A 21,176-nucleotide genomic window follows, 5' to 3' on the forward strand; every position below is an offset into this window, starting at 1 on the left:
GACCAATACCATGCCCTTACCCTCACCCCATCGGGGAGGAGGCTTTGCGCGCCGCCAGTTCATAACTGGTGCGAGCGCCCTTGCCGCCCTGACCGGCCTGAGCCGCCTGCCACGCGCGCAGGCCGACACACCTTTTGGCACTCCCCTGCCCTCTGCCCCCCGTTCGGTTTTTGACCTGACCCTCCGCCCGCTTACGGTCAACATTGCAGGCAAAACCCAGACCGTACCGACCATGAACGGGAGTATGCCCGGCCCCACCCTACGCTGGCGGGAGGGGGATACCGTAACCCTGAACATCCATAACCATCTGGCTGAGGAATCATCCATCCACTGGCACGGCATCCGCTGCCCGGCCGACATGGATGGTGTACCGGGCCTGAGCTTTGCAGGCATTGGGCCGGGGCAAAGCTTTACCTACCGTTTTCCCGTCCGGCAGAGCGGCACTTACTGGTACCACAGCCATTCCAACATGCAGGAAGCACGCGGGCTCTACGGAGCCATCGTCATCGACCCACGTGACCCGCCTACCCAGACATGGGACCGGGACTACGTTGTGCTGCTCTCCGACTGGTCGGACGTGGCCCCGCACGACATTATCAGCAACCTTAAATTTCAAGACGATTACTATAACTTTCGGCAACGCACGGCTGTTTCTCTTATAAAGGACGCCAAGCGTGATGGCCTGTTACCCGCCGTAAAGAACCGCCTGCAATGGGCCGGCATGAACATGTCCGCCACCGATATTTCGGATGTGACCGGCATTATCTACACATATCTCATGAACGGCTGCACGCCGGACACCAACTGGACCGGGCTGTTCCGCCCTAATGAGCGGGTGCGGCTCCGCTTTATCAATGCGTCCGCCATGACGTTTTACGACATACGCATTCCCGGCCTGCAAATGGACGTGGTGCAGGCGGACGGGAACGATGTGGAACCTGTGCGGGTCGATGAATTCCGCATTGGTGTTGCCGAAACCTACGACTGTATCGTGCAGCCAAAAGACAACAGAGCCTACACCATTTTTGCCCAGACGGAGGACCGCACAGGCTATGCCCGTGGCACGCTGGCCCCGCAACCGGGCATGCACGCGGCCATCCCCCCCATGGACCCACGGCCAGTCCGCACCATGCTGGACATGGGCATGCCCGAAACCATGCACGACATGAAGGGCATGGACATGAAAGGGATGGATATGGGCAAAGACAACCAGCCCCCAGCCCATACGCCCCCCCTGAATGTTGAAAACCAGAATATTGCCGCCATGCCCACGAACCGGCTGGCCGACCCCGGAGACGGGCTACGCAACAACGGCCGCCGTGTGCTGACCTACGCCGACCTGCGTGCCCTACGCCCGGCGGAAGATACACGCCCCCCTTCGCGGGAGATCACACTCCATCTAACCGGCAACATGGAGCGCTACATCTGGGGGTTTGACGGCAAAAAGTTCTCCGAGGCAGACCCCATTCCCCTCCGACTGGGTGAACGGGTCCGCTTTACGCTCATCAATGACACCATGATGGAACACCCCGTTCATCTGCACGGTCTATGGAGCGAGCTGGAGAATGGACAGGGGGCTTACAACCCGGTCAAACACACCATTATTGTGCAGCCGGGCGCAAAGCTGAGCTACCTTGTCTCCGCCGATACACCGGGACTATGGGCCTACCACTGCCACCTGCTCTACCACATGGACCTTGGCATGTTCCGCACTGTGGTGGTGTCATGACCCGGCGTTACACCACCGCATATGCGGCGCTTGTGCTGACTCTGGCCTTCCACCAGCCTGCCTTTGCCGCCCCTGCACTGGCGGCACACAAGCACACCATGCCCGCAATGGATGGTATGGAGGACATGCCCGGCATGGATATGGGAGACGACATGGACATGACGGCTCCTCCCCCCGCCCATAAGGTTCAACACCCCATAACGGCTTCCCCCCATGCCGCGACAAGCAACAAGGTAACGGCGGGCAGCCTGCACGAACACACCCACGGCACTTTCCACACTAGCCTGCCAGCGCTGGCCCCCAGCAGTCAGTGGCCTTCGGCGCCACCGCCCATACCCAAAGTGCGTTACGTGCACGACATGCCGCCGGTTATGGACCACAACACGTATTTTCATGTTCTGATGGAACAGTTTGAAGGCCGCTATACAGCGGGTGACAGTCTGTTACGCTATTCCGGGCAAAGCTGGTTTGGCACAGATCATGACAAGCTGTGGATCAAGTCCGAGGGCACGGTGGACGGGCACCGCCATATGACCGATGGCGACCACGAATTTTTGTATGACCATGCCATTTCCACCTATTTTGACGTACAGGCCGGGGTACGGCTGGATCTGGATAGTGGTCCCACACGTGCATGGGGCGCGGTGGGGGTACAGGGGCTGGCGCTGTATTTTTTTGATGTGTCGGCAACAGCCTATTTCAACGCTCAGGGGGTCGCTGGCAAGCTGGAAGGCTCCTACGACCTGCTAATTACCAACCGGCTGATTTTGCAACCCCAAGCAGAGCTGAACTTTTATTCTCACACCGACGCGGAGCGCAATGTAAGCCGAGGTTTTTCCGACATTGATGCCGGGCTACGCCTGCGTTACGAATTCAAGCGCAAAATAGCCCCCTATATTGCCGTGACCTACGCTGGCCACTACGGCAACACAGCCAACCATACCAGCAACTGGCGGGGGTCAGCCGATAACGGGGCGGAGGACATCCGCTTTACCTTTGGTGTGCGCACATGGTTTTAACCATGTGCGTCGGCTAGACCTGCGCCATAACTTTTGCGTCCAACGGTCAGGCATTCTACACAGACGGCAAGATAACCACGGGCTGGAGCCGAGCCTTACACGGCACGGCACCAGCCCTTCCCCCTTACGCCGCCCTGTTTTTAAAACAACCAGCAGAATGCCCCATGTCCACAGACAAACCCGGTTGCCACGCCTGCACACCCAGCGCACCTGCCAGCAGGGAGCGGCACGTTACGCAACCAGACAAAACAGCCCTGATCAACCGCCTCAAACGGATTGAAGGGCAAATTGGCGGTATTCTCAACATGGTGCAGGATGACCGCTACTGCGTGGATATTCTAACCCAGCTTTCCGCCGTCAAATCCGCATTGGATGGGGTGAGTATTCAAATCCTGACTTCGCACGCCAAAGGTTGTGTACGCACAGCCGTAGCGGAAAATGGCGGAGAGGATGCGCTGGAAGAACTCATGGGCGTTATTCGCAAAATGATAAAGTAAGCACCCCAAAACACCCGGCTGGCCGCATACTGCCAACCACACAGACAATAAAAAAGGCTCCCCCACACAGTGTGGAGGAGCCTTTTTTGAATACGAAAACCCGTAAGGGTCGCAGTCTTAGTTCTTGGTTTTGTCAACCAGACGGGACTTAGCGATCCAGGGCATCATGCCACGCAGTTTTTCGCCAACGGCTTCAATCTGGTGGGCATCGTTACGTGCACGGGTAGCCTTGAAGAACACGTTGCCGGACTTGTTTTCCAGCACGAAGTTGCGCACGAAGGTGCCGTTCTGGATGTCCGTCAGGATGTCCTTCATGGCCTTCTTGCTTTCCGCCGTGATCACGCGCGGGCCAGACACATACTCACCATACTCAGCGGTGTTGGAGATGGAGTAGTTCATGTTGGCAATGCCGCCTTCGTAGATCAGGTCCACGATCAGCTTCATTTCGTGCAGGCATTCAAAGTATGCCATTTCCGGGGCGTAACCGCCTTCAACCAGCGTTTCAAAGCCAGCGCGGATCAGTTCGACCAGACCACCGCAAAGCACGGCCTGTTCACCAAACAGATCGGTTTCGACTTCTTCCTTGAAGGACGTTTCGATCGTGCCTGCACGGCCACCACCAATGGCGGATGCGTAGGACAGAGCAATGTCCAGAGCCTTGCCGGACTTGTCCTGTGCAATAGCCACCAGGCAGGGCACGCCGCCGCCACGCTGGTATTCGGAACGCACGGTGTGGCCGGGGCCTTTAGGCGCGATCAGGAACACGTCCAGATCAGGGCGGGCTTCGATCAGGCGGAAGTGGATGGACAGACCATGAGCAAAAGCCAGAGCAGCACCCTGCTTCAGGTTCTTTTCCAGAGATTCTTTGTACAGTGCGCCCTGACCTTCGTCGGGGGTCAGCACCATAACAACGTCTGCCCAGGCAGCAGCTTTGTCGGGCGTCATAACCGTAAAGCCAGCATTGCGGGCTTTTTCTGCTGCGGCAGAACCTTCGCGCAGGCCGATCACAACTTCAGAAACACCGCTGTCCTTCAGGTTGTTGGCATGGGCATGGCCCTGGCTGCCGTAACCGATAACGGCCACCTTTTTGGACTTGATCAGGTTAACGTCGGCGTCACGATCATAATACACGCGCATAGCCATTATACTTTTCTCCCTGTTGCCGGAGTCACTCCCCGGCGTTGCTGCCTGCTATACTTCAGAAGTTCTGAATTGTCTGCGGCCCACGGCAAATGGAGGCAACCCCGGTGCGGGACACCTCAACCAGCCCGAGCGGGCGCATCAGCTCAATAAAACTGTCCAGCTTGTCTGTAGAGCCGGTCAGTTCAAACACAAAGGAACTGGCGGTTGTATCCACCGCCCGTGCCCGGAATGCCTGTGCTATACGCAGGGCTTCCGTCCTTGGCTCCCCCGAAGACACAACTTTGACCAGAGCCATTTCCCGCGCAACGTATGGCCCTTCCGCCGTCAGGTTCACCACGCGCGAGACGGGCACAAGCCGCTCAAGCTGCGTTTTAACCTGCCGGATGGAAGACTGCGTGCCCGTGGTCACGATGTTAACGCGGGAGGTCTGGCCGTGTTCATCCACCGGAGCCACCGTCAGGCTCTGGATGTTGTAACCACGGCCCGAGAACAGCTCCACAATACGGGCAAGAGCCCCGCTCTCGTTATCAACCAGAAGGGAAATAACAGCGGAACCGGAAACTTCGACCTGCATATTCATGTTTCTCGCAATCAAAGCAGAATGGACAAGACAGAAATCAGAAACAGAACAGACCGGTTAAACCAGCATCTGCCCTTCCTTGCTGATCGTCGCCCCGCTTTCTTCCTGCTCCGGACCAAGGATCATCTGGTTATGGGCCGCCCCGGACGGAATCATGGGGAAGCAGTTTTCACCTTCTGCCACGCAGATATCCACAATAACCGGACCATCATGCTCCAGCGCCTGACGGATGGTCGCATCCAACTGGTCCAGACGGGTCACACGCAGGCCGGTTGCATGAAAACTTTCGGCCAGCTTTACAAAGTCCGGCAGAGCATCACTGTAGCTTTCCGAATAACGGGAACCGTGCAGTAGTTCCTGCCACTGGCGCACCATGCCCATGTAGTGGTTATTGATGATGAAGATTTTAACCGGCAGACGGTACTGCGCAATGGTCCCCAGTTCCTGAATGTTCATCAGGGTTGAGGCTTCGCCCGCAATATCCAGCACCAGCGCATCCGGGTGTGCAACCTGTGCACCAACGGCAGCAGGCAGACCATACCCCATGGTGCCCAGCCCGCCCGATGTCAGCCAGCGGTTGGGTTCATCAAACCGAAAGAACTGCGCCGCCCACATCTGATGTTGCCCCACCTCGGTGGAAACATAGGTGTCCCGCCCGGTCTGGCGTGCCAGTTCATAAACACGCTGGATGGCCTGCTGCGGCTTGATAACCGCATCTGGCGCCTGATCCTGCTTAAAGCGCAGGCAGTCCAGTGCACGCCACCCTTCAATCTGTGCCCACCAGGCATCCAGATCGGCTTTATGGGCATAGGCGGGCTGCTTTTCCCACTCTTCAATCATCATGCCAATAATCTGGCCAACGTCGCCCACAATGCCTTCGTTCACATGCACGATCTTGTTGATCTGGGAAGGATCAATATCGACATGAATTTTAAAAGAATTGGGAGAGAACGCATCCAGCCGCCCGGTTACCCGGTCATCAAACCGGCTCCCCAGCGCAATCAGCACATCGCAGTCGTGGGTTGCCAGATTGGCTTCGTACGTGCCGTGCATACCCAGCATACCGAGGAAGCGCCCGTCCGTTCCGGGAAAAGCGCCAAGCCCCATAAGCGTGGAAGTAATGGGGAACCCGGTCAGCTCCACCAGCTTGCGCAGGTTCTCGCTAGCCTGCGGGCCGGAGTTGATAACCCCACCCCCCGTATAAAACAGCGGGCGTTTGCCATTCTTCATAGCGGCCACAGCACGGGCAATGGCGGCACGGTCCGGCTCAGAAGTCATGCGGGTCGTGCGCGGGGTAACGGATTTTGCATCCGTATAGGGCGCATCCCCCACCGTTATATTCTTAGGCAGATCAATCAGCACTGGGCCGGGGCGACCAGAGCGGGCAATGGCAAAGGCCTCGTGCACCGCAGGCGCCAGATCTTCGGGCTTGCGCACCAGATAATTGTATTTGGTGACCGGGCGGGTAATGCCCGTTGTATCCGCTTCCTGAAACGCGTCATTCCCGATCAGGGCTGTTGGCACCTGCCCGGACAGGCAGACCAGCGGGATGGAATCCATCATGGCGTCCAGCAGGCCGGTCACCGCATTGGTGGCCCCCGGACCACTGGTTACCAGCACCACACCAACCTTACCGGTAGAACGGGCATAGGCTTCTGCCGCATGCACAGCTGCCTGCTCGTGCCGCACCAGCACATGGCGGATGTGGTTCTGCTTGAACAGGGCATCATAAATGGGAAGGACAGCGCCACCGGGGTAGCCAAAAATAACCTCCACGCCCTGTTCGACCAATGCGCGCAGAAGCACTTCCGCACCCGGCAGGGTTGCGGTTGTCTGAGCGTCCAGTGTGGTCGAGCCAGTATAGCGTGTCATAGCGTCCTCTCTTCCCGGAATTGGGAGCAGGCGGCCTGTTTAGGGCCCGATATGGGAGGCGTCAATCCCCATTAGAATAAAAGAAACAATTTCATCATATTTTCTTTCCGAAAATTGCTCGAAATCAGAAAAACAGGCATTAACTATGCTGGTCAGCCCCTCCGCAGTAAGCGGATGGTGTGCAAACCACGTTGCCTGCCGCTTGGTGTAACGCCCTGTGGCGGCAATGGCGTGGGCTGCGGCTTCTGCCTCCGTCATTTCCCCCCGCAACATGGCGGCCAGTTCGGGCACACCGTGGGCCCGCATGGCTGGCAGGTCCGGGTCCAGATTCTGTTGTAACAGAGCACGCACCTCCTCCACCGCACCCTGCTCCAGCATGGCGGAAAACCGCGCGGCTATGCGCGTACGCAGGTCTGCCCGGGGGGGATGCAACCGCACTGCCACAAAACGGCACGGAGCCGGTGGGAGGCCGGGCTGCGCCTGCCACCAGTCCAACCCGTGGCCAGTAGCCCGCCACACCTCCCACGCCCGTGCCACCCGCTGCGAATCTACTGGTTTAAGCCGCGCTGCCGTTTGCGGGTCCACCACCATAAGCCGGGCATGGACCGCAGGCGCACCTTCCACCGCAACAAGGGCCCGCGCCTCCTGCCGGATAGGCTCCGCACATTCGGGAATCTGGGCGAGTCCATCTGTCAGGGCGCGCATATACATGCCTGTGCCACCACACAGTATAGGCAGGCGGCCTGTGTTCCACGCCTCCTGCATGGCTGCCAGAGCCTGCTCGCGCCACCACGCCACACTACCTTTTTGCGCAGCAGGCAGCACACCGTAGAGCCTGTGCGGTACCAGTGCCTCATCCCGCGCATCGGGGCGGGCCGTCAACACGCGCAGCTCCCGATAAACCTGCATGGAATCCGCGTTAATAATGATGCCATTCAACGCCTGCGCCAGCCTGAGCGCTAACGCGGATTTGCCCGAGCAGGTTGGTCCCGCAATAACAAGGGCTGGCGGATATGGGGCGGACAGGCGGCCTGCATGGGAGGCGTCTGGGTGTTCGGCTTGCTTCATGCCCGTATTCCTGCCACACACCCAAGTGCCATGACGAGCCTTGTTCTGACCCTTGTTGCCCCCCGTGAGGCGACAACACTCGATACCGCCACCCTCTCCCTCGCGCGGGACGTAATCCGCGCCAATGGTGAGGCCGTAATCCTCTCTCCCGGAGAGGCGGTGGATATTCCATGCCCGGCCAGCGCGCGCACTGTGCTGCCCCAGCTACACGACCAGCTTGGCGGCAAGTTTGACGCCATTCTGACTCCAGCGGAAGGCCGCCGTAAAAAGCTGCTGGTCTCGGACATGGACAGCACCATTGTCGCCAATGAAACGTTGGATGATCTGGCAGCGCTGGCGGGAATCGGGGACAAGGTTGCCGCCATTACCGCCCGCTCCATGAATGGTGAGCTGGATTTTGCCACCTCCCTGCGTGAGCGCGTGGCCCTGCTCAAGGGCTTGCCTCTGAGCCTGCTGGAAAAAGCGTGGCAGGACGTCCGCCTGAACCCCGGCGCAGTAGAGCTTGTACGCACCATGCGTGCACATGGGGCTTATACGGCGCTCGTCTCTGGTGGCTTTACCTTCTTCACCTCCCGCGTGGCCGCACTTTGCGGGTTTGAGGAAAACCATGCCAACACCCTGCTGGCAGACAGCACCGGACACCTGACCGGCGCACCCGGCCTGCCTATTCTGGGCGCACAGACCAAGCTGGAACTATTGCAAAAGCTGACCACCCACCACGGGTTGGAAAACACCGCAACGCTGGCCATTGGCGATGGCGCAAATGACCTGCCCATGCTGCGTGCGGCAGGCCTTGGCATTGCCTTCCACGCCAAACCGGTTGTACGGCAGGCGGTGTCGGCACAGATCAACCTCACCTCGCTCCGCACCGCATTGTTCATGCAGGGTTATCCCGCGTCTGCTTTTGTTAGCGCATAAACCGCACACCGGACTGGACCGCACGGAAGGAAGTAAAACACCATGCAGTTTGACCCACGGGATATTTCAACCTACCCCATCGTGCGCGTCATCTGCGTTCTGCTGGGTGCAGGGCTGGTGCTTTACTGCTTCAACTTCTACCTCACCCTGCCGCAGGACACGCCAGAGCACGTTATGCGGCACGTAGCGGCGCTCATTGTTGGCACAATCCTGCTTTTGGGCAGCATCTGGATCTAGGTCTCTCCTAGTCTCCGGGTTGTCTTTTGCGTTGCGCACCCCTCCCCCTCAGGGTAGGGTCTGGCTTATGGTTCACGCATCACATCCCCTTATCCGGCAGCGCCTGCAACAGGCACATGGGCACCTTGCAAAAGTTATTGCCATGATAGACGAGGGCCGAAGCTGCTCGGATCTGGCGCAACAGCTTGAGGCCGTGGAAAGCACACTCCGCAAATCCAAGCGGATGCTGGTTCAGGACCACCTTGAACACTGCATCATAGACGCCATTGCAGCGGGTGAAATGAGCCGCGAGGACGCCCTGAAGGCCTTCTCCTCCCTAACCAAATACCTCTAACGGCGGAACGCTTCATGCTGCGTGTGCTGCACCACCGGACCTACCGCCACCTGTTTGGCGCACAGGTTGTTGCCCTGACAGGAACAGGCCTGGCCACCGTAGCCTTGGGGCTGCTGGCCTTCCAAGTAGCCGGAGAGCACGCAGGTGCGGTGCTGGGAACTGCACTGGCCATAAAAATGCTAGCCTATGTGGGGGTAGCCCCATTGGCGGCCGCCTTTGCGGACCTCCTACCGCGCCGCATGATGCTGGTGCTGCTGGACCTTGTGCGCTGCCTTGTTGCGGCCTGCCTGCCCTTTGTGAACACAGCGTGGGAAATTTACGTTCTTATCTTTGTGCTGCAATCCGCCTCTGCTGCGTTTACCCCCACATTCCAAGCCACCATTCCCGATATTCTGCCCGATGAGCAGGACTACACGGATGCCCTTTCCCTCTCCCGCATAGCGTATGACACGGAGAGTGTTCTCAGCCCGCTGCTGGCTGCGGCTCTGTTAGGGGTTATGTCTTTTCATGTTCTGTTTGTGGGCACGGCTATTGGCTTTTTGTGCTCCGCAGCCCTTGTGGTGTCCGTACGCCTGCCCAGCGCCCGCAAAGCGCCTCACCGTGGTGTTTACGAACGGACAACACGCGGCATTCGTCTGTACCTTGCAACGCCTCGGCTCCGTGGCCTGCTGGCTATTGATCTGGCCGTTGCGGCTGCGGCTTCCATTGTGCTGGTGAATACCGTTGTTTACGTGCAGGGTCATTTTGGATTGGGGCAAAGCGCTACAGCTCTGGCACTAGCCTGCTTTGGCGCTGGGTCCGTAGCGGCGGCACTTGGCCTGCCATGTATGCTGGCGTGTATTGCCGACCGCACTGTTATGCTGGCAGGCGCCACACTCCTATGCGCCGGGGCATTTATGGCCATATGGTTGCCCAGCTATGGCTGGCTGCTACCACTGTGGGCATTGCTGGGCGTTGGTTACTCGGTTGCACAAACACCATCGGGGCGTCTGCTACGCCGCTCTGGCGCACCGGAAGACCGACCTGCCCTGTTTGCGGCCCAGTTTTCACTCTCTCATGGGTGTTGGCTGCTGGCTTACCCGCTGGCGGGTAGCTTGGGGGCCACATTCGGCCTGCCCATTGCTGCGGGTGGGTTATGTGCACTAACCGTCATGGCCTCTTTACTGGCCCTCCGCATCTGGCCGGCGCATGACCCGGCAGATGCCCCAGCCGACATCCCCTCCGCCTGAGCATGGCCCATTAGGCAGCCCAATAGGAGGGCAAGCCTGTAACGTGTTGGTGTTACTTAAAAACCCAGCCTGTTGTGCATTTCGCCAACCAGTTCGGGCGTGTCATCAAGCGGGGTTACAAACCACGGTGCAGGCAGGCGGGTGGCATCCTCACCCAGCACACGCACACGCCCGGCCAGTTCCAGCTCTTCCACAAATTCTTGAATCCGGCGGGATTTACCCGGCAGCGGAAAAACCGTGACAGGCGCATGACCGGCCACGGATTCGGACATCATGGACACGCTATCAATGGTGACAAGCAGATTATCGGCACAGGCAATCAGCCCGATATAGGGGTTATCCCCTTCCCCATCCCACACAAAACCGCCTGCGGGTTCTATAATCTGCTTAAGGGCAGCCAACGCCTGCGGGTCTGTACGGCGGGAGGCCGTTACAATCAGGCTTCCGCCCTCGGCCTGCCGCGTTTGCACCAGCACATTGGCCAGTCTGCGGGCTTCCGCCTCCCCAAGATGAAAACGCCCGTTGGACCCCCCAACCAGTGCGGCCACCAGCGGACGGGGCAAATGGGCAAGCCGTGGCTCCCATGCCTGCTTGGCATGTTCCAGCTGCTCCTGCGTCAGACCGTGCAACGCGGTACGACCCAGCAACACATTGGGGCCGGAAATATCATCATGACGGCAGGCAATAATCAGATCAAAGCGGGAGAGAGACTGACGTGGATTCTGTATCTGCACCACGGGGCGAGAGGTGGAGCGCAGGGCTGCCCCAATGGCGCCACCCTTACCGCCAATGCTGATAACAACATCCGAACGCAAAAGATCGGCGTGGGACTCCAGCGTCTGCCCGCTGCTACCACGCAGGCAGGGACGCCCAAGCCAGCGAGGCCCAGCCAGCACCACACGCGCAACACGGCTGGGGCACACGGGCTGGAAAGTCCCGTCCCATCCAGCACGATGGGCCAGCCCCAATGCCTGCGAGCGCATACCGGCAAAATTCTCCCCCACAACAAAAGCATGGGGTGCCGTGTTGGTAAAAACCTCCTGAGGGTTTGAACCAGTTTGCGCACCTGCATACATTGCGCTCGCCATAACGCGCATTCCTCCGCTACACATCGGCCTCTGCAACCACGCGCTTTGCATGGTCCGCTTTGTCCTTGCAACCGGATTGCCTTTAAAAGCAAGGCACCTTGTACGCATTCCAGACCACGAGAAAGGCAACAGTATGTCCGCTAGCTTCAAGGAGACGGGTCTGTCCCCAGCCCTTTGCGCCAACGCACAACAGGCAGGTATGGCAGAACCGACCCCCATCCAGCTTGCTGCCATACCCGCCGCACTGGCCGGGCGGGACATTCTGGCCACAGCCCCCACCGGCACAGGCAAAGCGGCTGCTTACGTGCTGCCCATGCTGCACAGGCTGCTCAAGGCCCGCAAACCCCGCACGCTGCTGGTTATGGTCCCCACGCGTGAGCTGGTGCTGCAAACGGCCAAGGTTTTTAAAACATGTATGGGGGAGACTGGTAAAAACAGACCAGTTCCAAAGCCCCCCGTCTGCCCATTATCTGCCTTTTGGCGGCGCGGACCGGGATGAGCAGGCCATTGAACTGACCCATACCAGCGGGTACCCCCGTATTCTCATTGCCACACCCGGCCGCCTGCTGGACTTTATTGGTACAGGCACGTGTGACCTGTCCGACTGTTTTCAACTGGTCATGGACGAATGCGATCGCCTGTTCACGCACGAGTTTGAGGAGGAAACGCGGACCATCCTCAACTACCTGCCCACACCACGGCAGACACTGGCTTTTTCCGCCACCATGCCAGCCGCCTGCAAAACCATGCTGGCCAGCATTGTGCATAAGCCGATTGAACTCAGCGTGGAAAAGCCGCCGGAGGAACGCCCCGCCATCCGCCAAGGCGTTCTGTTTTTGGAAGACGACCAGAAAATCGCTTTCCTCAAAACCTTTTTTGGCCGGAGCCCCAAAACACGCAGCATCGTTTTTGTGCGCACCAAGGCCGAGGCGGATACTCTGGCAGCCACGCTTAAAAAAGCACGTCTGGCCGTGGCCCCCCTGCACGGAGACCTGACGCAGGACAAACGTACCAGCACAGTGGCCAGTTTTGGCGCGGGCCGTCTGTTTATTCTGGTCGCAACCGATGTGGCCGCACGTGGGCTGGATATTGCCTCCGTCACGCAGGTCATCAATTACGATGTGCCCGAACAGCCCGAAACCTACCTGCACCGCATTGGCCGTACGGGGCGTGCGGGCAAAAAAGGATCTGCCCTGACCCTTTGCTCCGGCGCCGAGCGCAAACGTTTGCGGCAGGTGGAAGTGGGCGCACAGGTCAAACTCCGTGTATTAAGCATGGAGCAGGCTCTGCCGTCCGCTACACCAACCGCCCCCCGGCAGGATAAGCCACGCACCCGACCAGCCCGCGCATAAGCACACACCTCGACCGGGGCAGGCCATGCCGTAACCTGCCCTCCGGTCAACGCGCATGGCATGGGAGGGATTGCAGCCAAACGCAACCCGAACCATACTCGGCAGTATGTGGTGCAGTTCTTTCCCTCCTCACCCATTCTGCCGCGCTTTAAACGCAACGCCCCGCAATAATGCACCGGGCCAGCCATGAGCTGTGCCTCCAAACGCCAGCACAGTGGCAAAAGCACTTACCGCTTTCGCACCTTGTCGGAAGTTCTGCCGCCTCCCCTCCCGGCTCTGCCCCATGCCGCACCAGAGGCACCGCCACCGGACCTGACACAATGGGTGCAGGGTAATTGTGGCATCAGAGGGGTGCATCATTTTGAAAGCCATAAACCCGGCCCACACATTGCCGTAACTGCGCTGATGCATGGGAACGAATACGCCGGAGCCCATGCCCTTGCGCAAATTCTGGCTACTCCACTCCAGCCAACGCTTGGTCGACTAAGCCTTATCTTCCTCAATCTGGAAGCCTATGCAGCGTTTGACCCACGCCGCCCCTCCCAGTTCCGCTTTGTTGAAGAGGATATGAACAGGCTGTGGATGCCTGAGTTGATCCGCTCTGCACATTCATCGGTGGAAATGCGCCGGGTGCGTGAACTGCTGCCCGTGATCGACACGGTGGATGTACTGCTGGACCTGCACAGCATGACATGGCCCTCCGCCACACTGCTGCTGACCAGCATGGCAGAACGCAACCTGCTTATGGCGAATACGCTAGCCTGCGGACAGGCCAAACCTCCGCAAGTTGTGCTGGATCAGGGGCACCCTGCAGGACCGCGACTCATTGATTATGAGCGGTTTTCCGACCCTACAGGCACTGCCCGCGCCTGCCTGCTGGAAGCAGGGCAACACTGGACCCGCTCCGCCACCGAACAAAGCCTGCTTACGGCCCGCATCTTTCTGGCCCAGCACGGCATGATTCCGCCTTTGCCTGTTCCTGCTCCCACGCACAGTTGCGTTCATGCCATGGTGACTGACTGCGTAGTGGCACAAACCGCAGGCTTTGCCTTTATCCGCTCCTTTATGGGAGGGGACATTATTGAACATGCAGGAACCCTGATTGCCATTGATGGGATGGATGAAATCCGCACCCCATATAACAACTGCATGTTGGTCATTCCTAACCTGCGCCCCCGCCGTGGGCACACAGCCGTGCGACTGGCGCGCGTTCTGTAAAACTACCCAGAGGTTCAGCGTCGTTTAAAGTCCGATGAAACGCCCCCGAACTGACAAAAAAAGGGCGCGGGAGTTATCTCCCACGCCCTTTTTAGGGTCACCCAATAAAAACGCGGATTAACGCGAATAAATGGGGAAGCGCGCGCACAGGGCTTTAACCCGTTCATGCACTGCTTTTTCGACTGCGGCATCACCCTCACCGCCAGAAGCGGCCAGTGCGGTCAGCACTTCGTCAATCATTTCACCAACCTGACGGAATTCTTCCTCACGGAAGCCGCGCGCCGTTGCAGCCGGGCTGCCCAGACGCACACCTGAGGTGATGGCAGGTTTTTCCGGGTCAAACGGAATGGCGTTCTTGTTGGCAGTAATACCCGCACGTTCCAGCGCCTGTTCAGCAGCCTTACCGGTCACCTTTTTGGGGCGCAGGTCAACGAGCAGCAGATGGGAATCCGTGCCACCCGTCACAATATCAAACCCACGCTCGACCAGCACTTCGGCCAGAACGGCGGCGTTCTTCTGCACTGCTTTCTGGTATTCTTTAAACTCGGGGCGCAGGGCTTCACCAAACGCCACGGCCTTGCCAGCAATAACATGCATGAGCGGGCCACCCTGCAGGCCGGGGAACACGGCGGAGTTGATCTTCTTGGCCAGTGCTTCGCCGTTGGTCAGGATCAGACCGCCACGGGGGCCACGCAGGGTTTTATGCGTGGTGGAGGTGACGATGTCTGCATATTCCAGCGGTTGGGGTACAGGCCAGCAGCCACCAGACCGGCAAAATGCGCCATATCCACCATCAGCAGCGCGCCCACTTCATCCGCAATACGGCGGAAACGGGCAAAGTCGATGATCCGCGGGTAAGCAGAACCACCAGCCACAATGATGGACGGCTTGTGCTCACGCGCCAGCGCTTCCATCTGCTCGTAGTCCAGAACACCGTCCTGCTGGCGTACGCCATACTGCACGGCATTGAACCACTTGCCAGAATAGTTGGGGGCGGCACCGTGGGTCAGATGGCCACCAGCAGCAAGGCTCATGCCCAGAACGGTGTCACCCGGCTTGCCCATAGCCATGAACGCGGCCTGATTGGCGTTTGCGCCCGAATGCGGCTGCACGTTGGCAAAAGCTGCACCAAACAGGGTTTTGGCACGTTCGATGGCCAGGGTTTCCACCTTGTCCACTTCCACGCAGCCACCATAATAGCGGCGGCCGGGGTAGCCTTCGGCGTATTTGTTGGTCAGCACACTGCCCTGTGCCTGCAAAACGGCCTCGGAGGCCATGTTTTCGCTGGCGATCAGCTCAATGCCATCCTGCTGGCGGGTCAGCTCGGCGGCAATGGCGGACGCAACGTCCGGATCCGTCTGGGTCAGGGGCGCATGAAAAAAACGGTCCAGATCCGTGTGGCTCATTCGGGTGTTCCCTCAAAATCAAACTGTCGTTTGGCAACATGCCTGCCGGGCGGCAGATGGCGGTCAATCGTTACAGGCCCAGCATACTCTGGTCAGACTATGCGCAAGGCCTGTTATATAGCAGACAGAAGCACTGGATGGTCTCTTACCCTGTTCCACGCCCGCCTGACAGGAGAAAAAATTCAACAAGGCAGAACCCTGCCCCTTGATGTCCTCCGCTTTTACACACAGCCCGCCGCCGGATAAACTGCAAACAACGCAGGATTTAAACCTTGGCCCGCAGTTGGGCCAGTATCGGCCGCCTGTAAATTTGCGCGCCACCGCCCCAACTTGCCCGCGCGGAGCTGATCTTTGCTGCACCGGGGTTGCATAACATGGGCAGGAGCGCATACTTCCGCCCGTCTTATTCACCCCTGTTTGTTCTGCCATTAACCGGGCCAGAAACCGACCCCATGGCAGACATCGTGCAAGGAGATCCCGCCCATGATGGCTGGTCGTTTCCCTTTGGCCCGCCCGCGCCGCAACCGGTATGACGATGCGACACGCCGCCTGGTTGCCGAAACCTCACTGGGCATCAGCAACCTGATCTGGCCGATTTTTTTCATGGAAGGCACAGACACCACAACCGAAGTGTCCTCCATGCCCGGCGCGCACCGTGTGACGCTCGACCGGCTTGCAAAGCATGTGGAACCTGCCGCCAAGCTCGGTATTCCCGCGCTTGCCCTGTTCCCCATTACTCCGGCTGAAGCACGGGATGAAACGGGGACAGAAGCCCTGAACCCGGACAACCTGATGTGCCGTGCAGCCCGGTTGCTCAAAAAAGAATTCCCCGACATGGCCCTGATCGGGGATGTGGCGCTAGACCCCTACACCTGCCACGGCCACGATGGCGTCATTGAAGATGGCTACGTGGTGAACGAAGCCTCCGTTCAGATCCTGTCCCAACAGGCCGTCAATCAGGCCTTGGCCGGGGTGGATATTATTGCCCCGTCCGACATGATGGATGGCCGCATTGGCACCATCCGGCAGGATCTGGATGTTAATGGTCTGGTTAATACCCGGATCATGTCCTACGCCGCCAAGTATGCCTCCGCCTTCTATGGCCCGTTCCGCGATGCGTTGGGTTCTGGCGGTCTGCTCAAAGGGGACAAAAAGACCTACCAGATGGACCCCGCCAATAGCGACGAGGCCCTGCGCGAAGTGGAGATGGACATAGCCGAAGGGGCCGATATGGTTATGGTCAAACCCGGCATGCCCTACTTGGACATTATCCGCCGCGTAAAAGATACGTTCAGCGTGCCGACTTTTGCGTATCAGGTCTCGGGAGAATATGCGATGTTGATGGCAGCCATCAACAATGGCTGGCTAGACCGCGACCGCGCCATAATGGAAAGCCTGATGGCCTTCCGCCGTGCTGGCGCCAATGGCGTACTCACGTATTTTGCCATTGAAGCCGCGCAGCATATCCGCGAACGGTCGGGCCTGTAACCACCAAGCCTGGCCCATGCCGGGCATAAGCGGGCTGGCTCTGGCTGGCCCGCCGTGCATCCGGGATTGCCGACCATGACATCTCCGCTGCGGAACCCGCAGTTTTTTTATACCACAACCCCACAACCATGCCCCTATCTGGGTGGGCGCATGGAACGCAAGATTTTGGCTGATCTGGCCGTCCCCGATGCAGACAGCCTGCATAGCCGCCTGTCCTGCGCAGGTTTCCGTCGCAGTCACACTCTGGCTTACGCGCCTCTGTGCGAGGGATGTTCGGCCTGCATTCCTATCCGCCTGCCCGTTGCGGATTTTACGCCCAGCCGCACCCAGAGGCGGGTATGGAACCGCAACACCGATCTGACCGCCACCCTGCTCCCCCCGACCGCAACGGGCGAACAGTACACGCTGTTCCGCCATTACCTGAACACCCGCCATGCGGACGGTGAAATGGCGAGCATGGGCCCGCGTGATTACCGGATTATGGTTGAAGAAACCACGGTCGATACCCAGATCATCGAATTCCGCACACCAGACCAAAAGCTGGTTGCCGTTAGCCTGACCGACACGTTGGATGATGGGCTTTCGGCCGTGTACAGCTTTTATGACCCCCAACTGCCTGCCCGGTCACTGGGGAGCTATGTTGTTCTTTTTCTGGTGCGGCAGACTTACCTGCTACGCCGTCCTTACCTGTATTTGGGCTACTGGATTCCGGGCAGCCCCAAAATGGCCTATAAAAGCAGCTTCCGCCCGGCGGAAATCCTGCGGCAGGATACATGGCAGGCACTGGACCTGTCTCAGCCAATCAACACTGACCGGGCTGAGCTCTTCCCCGAGGCTCCGTTGTTCTAGCCTGCCGCACCTGTTCCTGCATAAAATCAAGCCGTAAACCGGCCACCACAAGCCAAAAGGGCTTAGCCCTTTTTGTTCGCCCATGTGGGAGCCAGCTTGCCAACGGCCGCACGCTTGCCCAGCCAGTCCTGCAAATCCGCCATGGCGCGGCAACGCACCGTACCCGGCCAGACCAGCCCTTCCGCCGCTGTAAACACAACGGCCTGCCGCAACTTGTCCCCATCCGGATATTTCTGCAATGCCACACCAAGGCCACGCGTCATAACCGGAAGCTGATCAAGCGGGAAAATCAGGAACCGTCGGTTATCACCCAGCACTGCCACGTGGTCGCCCTGCGCGGGAATACACAGTTGGGCGGATTCCTCTCCCTTAAGGTTAAGCACCTGACGGCCAGACCGCTTTTCCGCCACCAGAGAGTCATCCTCCACCACCATGCCGCGTCCAGCACTGGAGGCAATAAGGCGTTTGCCGCCTTCCTCCAGCACAAACACCGCCAGCAATTCCTCATCGTTAGACAGGTCAATCAGCAGGCGCACAGGCTGGCCATCACCACGCCCGCGCGGCAGGTCCGCCCCTTTAACCGTAAAGGCCCGGCCATCGGTTGCAAAAAAGCACAGCCGGTCCGTACTCTGGCAGGGAATGGCCAGTTTGAGGCCATCACCTTCCTTGAACTTCTGGTTATCCAGATCAACGTTATGGCCCTTAACCGCACGGACCCACCCCTTCTGGGACAGGATCATGGTCAGGGGTTCACGCTCCACTGTTTCCACAACTGAAATATCGACGGGTTTGGGAGCGGCCAGAATGGTGCTGCGCCGGGGGCCAACACGCCCCTTACCAAACACCTTGACCATTTTATCCAGTTCTTGCCCGATCTGCTTCCAGCGCAGTTTTTCATCCCCCAGCAGGGCGAGTAGTCCGGCTTTTTCGGCCGAAAGTGCATCATGCTCCTTGCGGATTTCCATTTCCTCAAGGCGGCGCAAGCTGCGCAACCGCATGTTCAGCACAGACTCTGCCTGCATATCGGTCAAACCAAACGTTGCCATCAGGCTGGCCTTGGCGTCGTCTTCCTCACGGATAATGCGAATGACCTCATCCAGATTAAGGTAAACGATCAGAAAACCTGCAAGAATTTCCAGCCGTTTTTCCACGGCGGCCAACCGGTAACGGCTGCGGCGTTCCAGCACCTCGTGCCGGTGGTCCAGCCATGCCTGCAATACCTGCTTAAGCCCCATAACACCGGGCGAGCGGTCGGCTCCAAGCACGTTCATGTTCAGGGGGAAGCGGCTTTCCAGCGAGGTAGCCCTGAACAGGGTCTCCATCAGCACTTCCGGCTCAATGCCACGTGTTTTGGGTTCCAGAATCAGCCGGATTTCATCTGTACTTTCATCCCGGATGTCCCCCAGAAGCGGGAGTTTTTTCTGCTCCAGCAGATCGGCCACCTGCTCAATCAGGCGCGACTTCTGAACCTGATACGGTATTTCCGACACCACAATGTGCCATGTGCCAAACCGCCCCTGCTCCACGGCCCACCGCGCACGCATACGGAAGCCCCCACGCCCCGTTTCGTAAGCCTGCAAAATGGCCGAGGCATCCTCCACGATCAGCCCGCCTGTAGGAAAATCCGGGCCCGGCATAAGGGCCAGCAGGTCCTGCGTGGTAGAGGCTGGTTTACGCGCCAGCAAAGCCGCCGCGGCACACACTTCCGCCGCGTTATGGGGCGGGATGCTCGTTGCCATCCCCACGGCGATACCTGCCGCACCGTTAGCCAGAAGGTTGGGAAAAGCCGCTGGCAACACAATAGGTTCCTGCTCCTCACCATCATAGGTGGGGCGAAAATCCACTGCATCGCTCTCAATCCCGTCCAGCAGGGCCACGGCCACTTCCGTCAGGCGGGCCTCCGTGTACCGCATGGCAGCGGCGTTATCACCGTCGATCGAGCCAAAATTGCCCTGCCCTTCCACCAACGGATAACGGGCGGCAAATTCCTGCGCCAGACGCACCAGTGCTTCGTAAACAGAGGCATCGCCGTGAGGGTGGAACTTACCAATAACGTCCCCCACCACACGCGCGCATTTTTTAAAACCCGAGGCAGGGTCCAGCTTGAGCTGGTGCATGGCGTAAACCAGCCGCCTGTGTACAGGCTTAAGCCCGTCCCGCACATCTGGCAGCGAGCGCGACATGATGGTGGACAAAGCATAGGCCAGATAACGCTCACTGAGCGCATCTGCCAGTTTTGTCTCCTCAATATGACCTTCAAATGTCTCGTTCATGCTCGGCCCCAGAAAAAACGGTGCGATGTGTTACGGCCCAGACATACCGCTACATGCGCGGTTGTGCCAGCCTTGGTGCGCACATCATGCCGAGTTCTGCTCTGCCACCAGCTTTTCCACACGGGCCAGAAGCCTTTGCCGGGCAGCAGGTAAGGGCAAATGCCTCTGCCCAAACGCATCTCGCGCCAGAAAATACCCACTCAGCCGGAGGCCATTCAACCAGTCCTTCCAACCGCTGGCCTGTGTGGGGTCACATAGGAAGGCTGGCAATGGCAACAGCCGGTCCTTCCATTCCCCCGCCCCCTCCTCACTCACCGCACGTCCTGTACGGGGGGAGACATAGGCAAGCCCATGCGTCTGCCCGGTTACGGCACATGCGCTCAGATCAAGCCCAAAACCGAGCACGTTCAGCAGGGCCAGTTCCCACTCAATATAATTGGGAAGCCCCGTCTGCTCCGCAACGTCCGGGTCATACCCAATAAAGGAGAGAAGTTTGACGGTTGCGCCAAAAAAAGACGGGCATGGCTCACCTTCCGGCAAGGTGGCATCTGCCAGCACACAGGCAGACTGCATCATGGCCAAAGCCAGCGGCATACTCAGAATACGGGCGGCACATCCATACAGCACCTCGCCCGACACACGGCGGGGCGCGCTGTCATTCCGCTGCACAAAACGGGCCTTCACCACATTGCCCGGCTGCCATAGCGCCCGACCTGCCCGGCTGGCACCGCCATAGGCCAACGCCCGTACAAGCCCGTCGTCCTCGGTCAGCATATGGACGCGCGCACCCGTCTCACCCTGCGGACCCGCAAAAACAACAAGGGCGGGAGCCTCCCTTTCCAGAGAAGTCCCGCCCTTGTTCAACATGCAAAAGGT

Annotated in this window: 19 protein-coding genes and 1 pseudogene; 12 read left to right on the forward strand and 8 right to left on the reverse strand. The window is 59.0% G+C overall.

Annotation, left to right across the window (positions count from 1 at the left end; all coding sequences use genetic code 11):
• Positions 1–10: 10 nt before the first annotated feature.
• The 3 genes from AGA_RS10735 (at position 11) to AGA_RS10745 (ending at position 3,245) form a co-directional block, all read left to right on the forward strand.
• Positions 11–1,729, forward strand: coding sequence for a copper resistance system multicopper oxidase (locus AGA_RS10735; RefSeq protein ID WP_059024298.1), 1,719 nt, complete (start codon positions 11–13; stop codon positions 1,727–1,729).
• Entirely contained in the window at positions 1,726–2,748 is a 1,023-nt protein-coding gene (locus AGA_RS13495) for a copper resistance protein B (RefSeq protein ID WP_373319891.1), read from the forward strand. The genes AGA_RS10735 and AGA_RS13495 overlap by 4 nt, the downstream gene beginning before the upstream one ends.
• Before the next feature lie 164 nt (positions 2,749–2,912).
• Positions 2,913–3,245 carry a metal-sensitive transcriptional regulator gene (locus tag AGA_RS10745; protein WP_059024299.1) on the forward strand — a complete coding sequence of 111 codons (333 nt, stop codon included), beginning with the start codon at positions 2,913–2,915 and terminating at the stop codon, positions 3,243–3,245.
• 117 nt (positions 3,246–3,362) lie between these two features.
• Here AGA_RS10745 and ilvC read toward each other — a convergent pair whose 3' ends face one another.
• The 4 genes from ilvC to miaA form a co-directional block, all read right to left on the reverse strand.
• Positions 3,363–4,382, reverse strand: coding sequence for a ketol-acid reductoisomerase (gene ilvC / locus AGA_RS10750; protein WP_059024834.1), 1,020 nt, complete (start codon positions 4,380–4,382; stop codon positions 3,363–3,365).
• A gap of 61 nt (positions 4,383–4,443) precedes the next feature.
• Complete coding sequence (ilvN, locus tag AGA_RS10755) at positions 4,444–4,962, reverse strand: acetolactate synthase small subunit (protein WP_083503692.1); 519 nt, start codon at positions 4,960–4,962, stop codon at positions 4,444–4,446.
• Positions 4,963–5,025: 63 nt separating this feature from the next.
• Positions 5,026–6,840, reverse strand: a complete 1,815-nt coding sequence (ilvB, locus tag AGA_RS10760; RefSeq protein ID WP_059024300.1) for a biosynthetic-type acetolactate synthase large subunit — start codon at positions 6,838–6,840, stop codon at positions 5,026–5,028.
• 39 nt (positions 6,841–6,879) lie between these two features.
• A complete protein-coding gene (gene miaA / locus AGA_RS10765) occupies positions 6,880–7,908 on the reverse strand; it encodes a tRNA (adenosine(37)-N6)-dimethylallyltransferase MiaA (protein ID WP_059024301.1) in 1,029 nt (342 codons plus the stop codon).
• Between the two features lie 30 nt (positions 7,909–7,938).
• On the opposite strand from miaA, the gene serB reads away from it, so the two are divergent.
• The 4 genes from serB (at position 7,939) to AGA_RS10785 (ending at position 10,626) form a co-directional block, all read left to right on the forward strand.
• Complete coding sequence (gene serB / locus AGA_RS10770) at positions 7,939–8,826, forward strand: phosphoserine phosphatase SerB (RefSeq protein ID WP_059024302.1); 888 nt, start codon at positions 7,939–7,941, stop codon at positions 8,824–8,826.
• 42 nt (positions 8,827–8,868) lie between these two features.
• The gene (locus tag AGA_RS10775) at positions 8,869–9,063 is read left to right on the forward strand and encodes a hypothetical protein (RefSeq protein WP_059024303.1); all 195 of its coding nucleotides are present in this window, start codon (positions 8,869–8,871) and stop codon (positions 9,061–9,063) included.
• 67 nt (positions 9,064–9,130) lie between these two features.
• Positions 9,131–9,397 carry a metal-sensing transcriptional repressor gene (locus AGA_RS10780; protein WP_059024304.1) on the forward strand — a complete coding sequence of 89 codons (267 nt, stop codon included), beginning with the start codon at positions 9,131–9,133 and terminating at the stop codon, positions 9,395–9,397.
• A gap of 14 nt (positions 9,398–9,411) precedes the next feature.
• The gene (locus AGA_RS10785) at positions 9,412–10,626 is read left to right on the forward strand and encodes an MFS transporter (protein ID WP_083503625.1); all 1,215 of its coding nucleotides are present in this window, start codon (positions 9,412–9,414) and stop codon (positions 10,624–10,626) included.
• 56 nt (positions 10,627–10,682) lie between these two features.
• Here AGA_RS10785 and AGA_RS10790 read toward each other — a convergent pair whose 3' ends face one another.
• Positions 10,683–11,714 (reverse strand): mitochondrial fission ELM1 family protein, encoded by a 1,032-nt coding sequence (locus tag AGA_RS10790; RefSeq protein ID WP_059024835.1) that lies wholly within the window; start codon positions 11,712–11,714, stop codon positions 10,683–10,685.
• Positions 11,715–11,763: 49 nt separating this feature from the next.
• On the opposite strand from AGA_RS10790, the gene AGA_RS14330 reads away from it, so the two are divergent.
• From AGA_RS14330 to AGA_RS10800, 3 genes are all read left to right on the forward strand, one after another.
• Complete coding sequence (locus AGA_RS14330; RefSeq protein WP_269448042.1) at positions 11,764–12,213, forward strand: DEAD/DEAH box helicase; 450 nt, start codon at positions 11,764–11,766, stop codon at positions 12,211–12,213.
• Between the two features lie 13 nt (positions 12,214–12,226).
• Positions 12,227–13,066, forward strand: a complete 840-nt coding sequence (locus AGA_RS14215; RefSeq protein ID WP_269448053.1) for a helicase-related protein — start codon at positions 12,227–12,229, stop codon at positions 13,064–13,066.
• Positions 13,067–13,252: 186 nt separating this feature from the next.
• On the forward strand, positions 13,253–14,284 hold the full coding sequence (locus AGA_RS10800) for a M14 family metallopeptidase (protein ID WP_059024305.1): 1,032 nt from the start codon (positions 13,253–13,255) through the stop codon (positions 14,282–14,284).
• A 117-nt stretch (positions 14,285–14,401) separates the two neighbouring features.
• Here AGA_RS10800 and glyA read toward each other — a convergent pair.
• Positions 14,402–15,690: pseudogene (glyA, locus tag AGA_RS10805) on the reverse strand (serine hydroxymethyltransferase).
• 483 nt (positions 15,691–16,173) lie between these two features.
• Between glyA and hemB the strand changes: the two are divergent.
• Together hemB and AGA_RS10815 are read left to right on the forward strand one after the other, a co-directional pair.
• Positions 16,174–17,178 carry a porphobilinogen synthase gene (hemB, locus tag AGA_RS10810; protein ID WP_059024306.1) on the forward strand — a complete coding sequence of 335 codons (1,005 nt, stop codon included), beginning with the start codon at positions 16,174–16,176 and terminating at the stop codon, positions 17,176–17,178.
• 75 nt (positions 17,179–17,253) lie between these two features.
• The gene (locus tag AGA_RS10815; protein ID WP_059024307.1) at positions 17,254–18,027 is read left to right on the forward strand and encodes an arginyltransferase; all 774 of its coding nucleotides are present in this window, start codon (positions 17,254–17,256) and stop codon (positions 18,025–18,027) included.
• A gap of 62 nt (positions 18,028–18,089) precedes the next feature.
• On the opposite strand, the gene parC is transcribed toward AGA_RS10815, so the two are convergent.
• Both parC and recO read right to left on the reverse strand, forming a co-directional pair.
• On the reverse strand, positions 18,090–20,300 hold the full coding sequence (parC, locus tag AGA_RS10820) for a DNA topoisomerase IV subunit A (protein ID WP_059024308.1): 2,211 nt from the start codon (positions 20,298–20,300) through the stop codon (positions 18,090–18,092).
• 84 nt (positions 20,301–20,384) lie between these two features.
• A complete protein-coding gene (gene recO, locus AGA_RS10825) occupies positions 20,385–21,143 on the reverse strand; it encodes a DNA repair protein RecO (protein WP_059024836.1) in 759 nt (252 codons plus the stop codon).
• Between the last annotated feature and the right edge of the window lie 33 nt (positions 21,144–21,176).

It is taken from the genome of Acetobacter ghanensis (assembly GCF_001499675.1).
Classification (GTDB): Bacteria; Pseudomonadota; Alphaproteobacteria; order Acetobacterales; family Acetobacteraceae; genus Acetobacter; species Acetobacter ghanensis.

Coding starts and splice junctions, on each gene's coding strand:
- AGA_RS10735 (WP_059024298.1), top strand. CDS start 11: ATGCCCTTACCCTCACCCCATCGGGGAGGAGGCTTTGCGCGCCGCCAG.
- AGA_RS13495 (WP_373319891.1), top strand. CDS start 1,726: ATGACCCGGCGTTACACCACCGCATATGCGGCGCTTGTGCTGACTCTG.
- AGA_RS10745 (WP_059024299.1), top strand. CDS start 2,913: ATGTCCACAGACAAACCCGGTTGCCACGCCTGCACACCCAGCGCACCT.
- ilvC (WP_059024834.1), bottom strand. CDS start 4,382: ATGCGCGTGTATTATGATCGTGACGCCGACGTTAACCTGATCAAGTCC.
- ilvN (WP_083503692.1), bottom strand. CDS start 4,962: ATGCAGGTCGAAGTTTCCGGTTCCGCTGTTATTTCCCTTCTGGTTGAT.
- ilvB (WP_059024300.1), bottom strand. CDS start 6,840: ATGACACGCTATACTGGCTCGACCACACTGGACGCTCAGACAACCGCA.
- miaA (WP_059024301.1), bottom strand. CDS start 7,908: ATGAAGCAAGCCGAACACCCAGACGCCTCCCATGCAGGCCGCCTGTCC.
- serB (WP_059024302.1), top strand. CDS start 7,939: ATGACGAGCCTTGTTCTGACCCTTGTTGCCCCCCGTGAGGCGACAACA.
- AGA_RS10775 (WP_059024303.1), top strand. CDS start 8,869: ATGCAGTTTGACCCACGGGATATTTCAACCTACCCCATCGTGCGCGTC.
- AGA_RS10780 (WP_059024304.1), top strand. CDS start 9,131: ATGGTTCACGCATCACATCCCCTTATCCGGCAGCGCCTGCAACAGGCA.
- AGA_RS10785 (WP_083503625.1), top strand. CDS start 9,412: ATGCTGCGTGTGCTGCACCACCGGACCTACCGCCACCTGTTTGGCGCA.
- AGA_RS10790 (WP_059024835.1), bottom strand. CDS start 11,714: ATGGCGAGCGCAATGTATGCAGGTGCGCAAACTGGTTCAAACCCTCAG.
- AGA_RS14330 (WP_269448042.1), top strand. CDS start 11,764: ATGGTCCGCTTTGTCCTTGCAACCGGATTGCCTTTAAAAGCAAGGCAC.
- AGA_RS10800 (WP_059024305.1), top strand. CDS start 13,253: ATGAGCTGTGCCTCCAAACGCCAGCACAGTGGCAAAAGCACTTACCGC.
- hemB (WP_059024306.1), top strand. CDS start 16,174: ATGATGGCTGGTCGTTTCCCTTTGGCCCGCCCGCGCCGCAACCGGTAT.
- AGA_RS10815 (WP_059024307.1), top strand. CDS start 17,254: ATGACATCTCCGCTGCGGAACCCGCAGTTTTTTTATACCACAACCCCA.
- parC (WP_059024308.1), bottom strand. CDS start 20,300: ATGAACGAGACATTTGAAGGTCATATTGAGGAGACAAAACTGGCAGAT.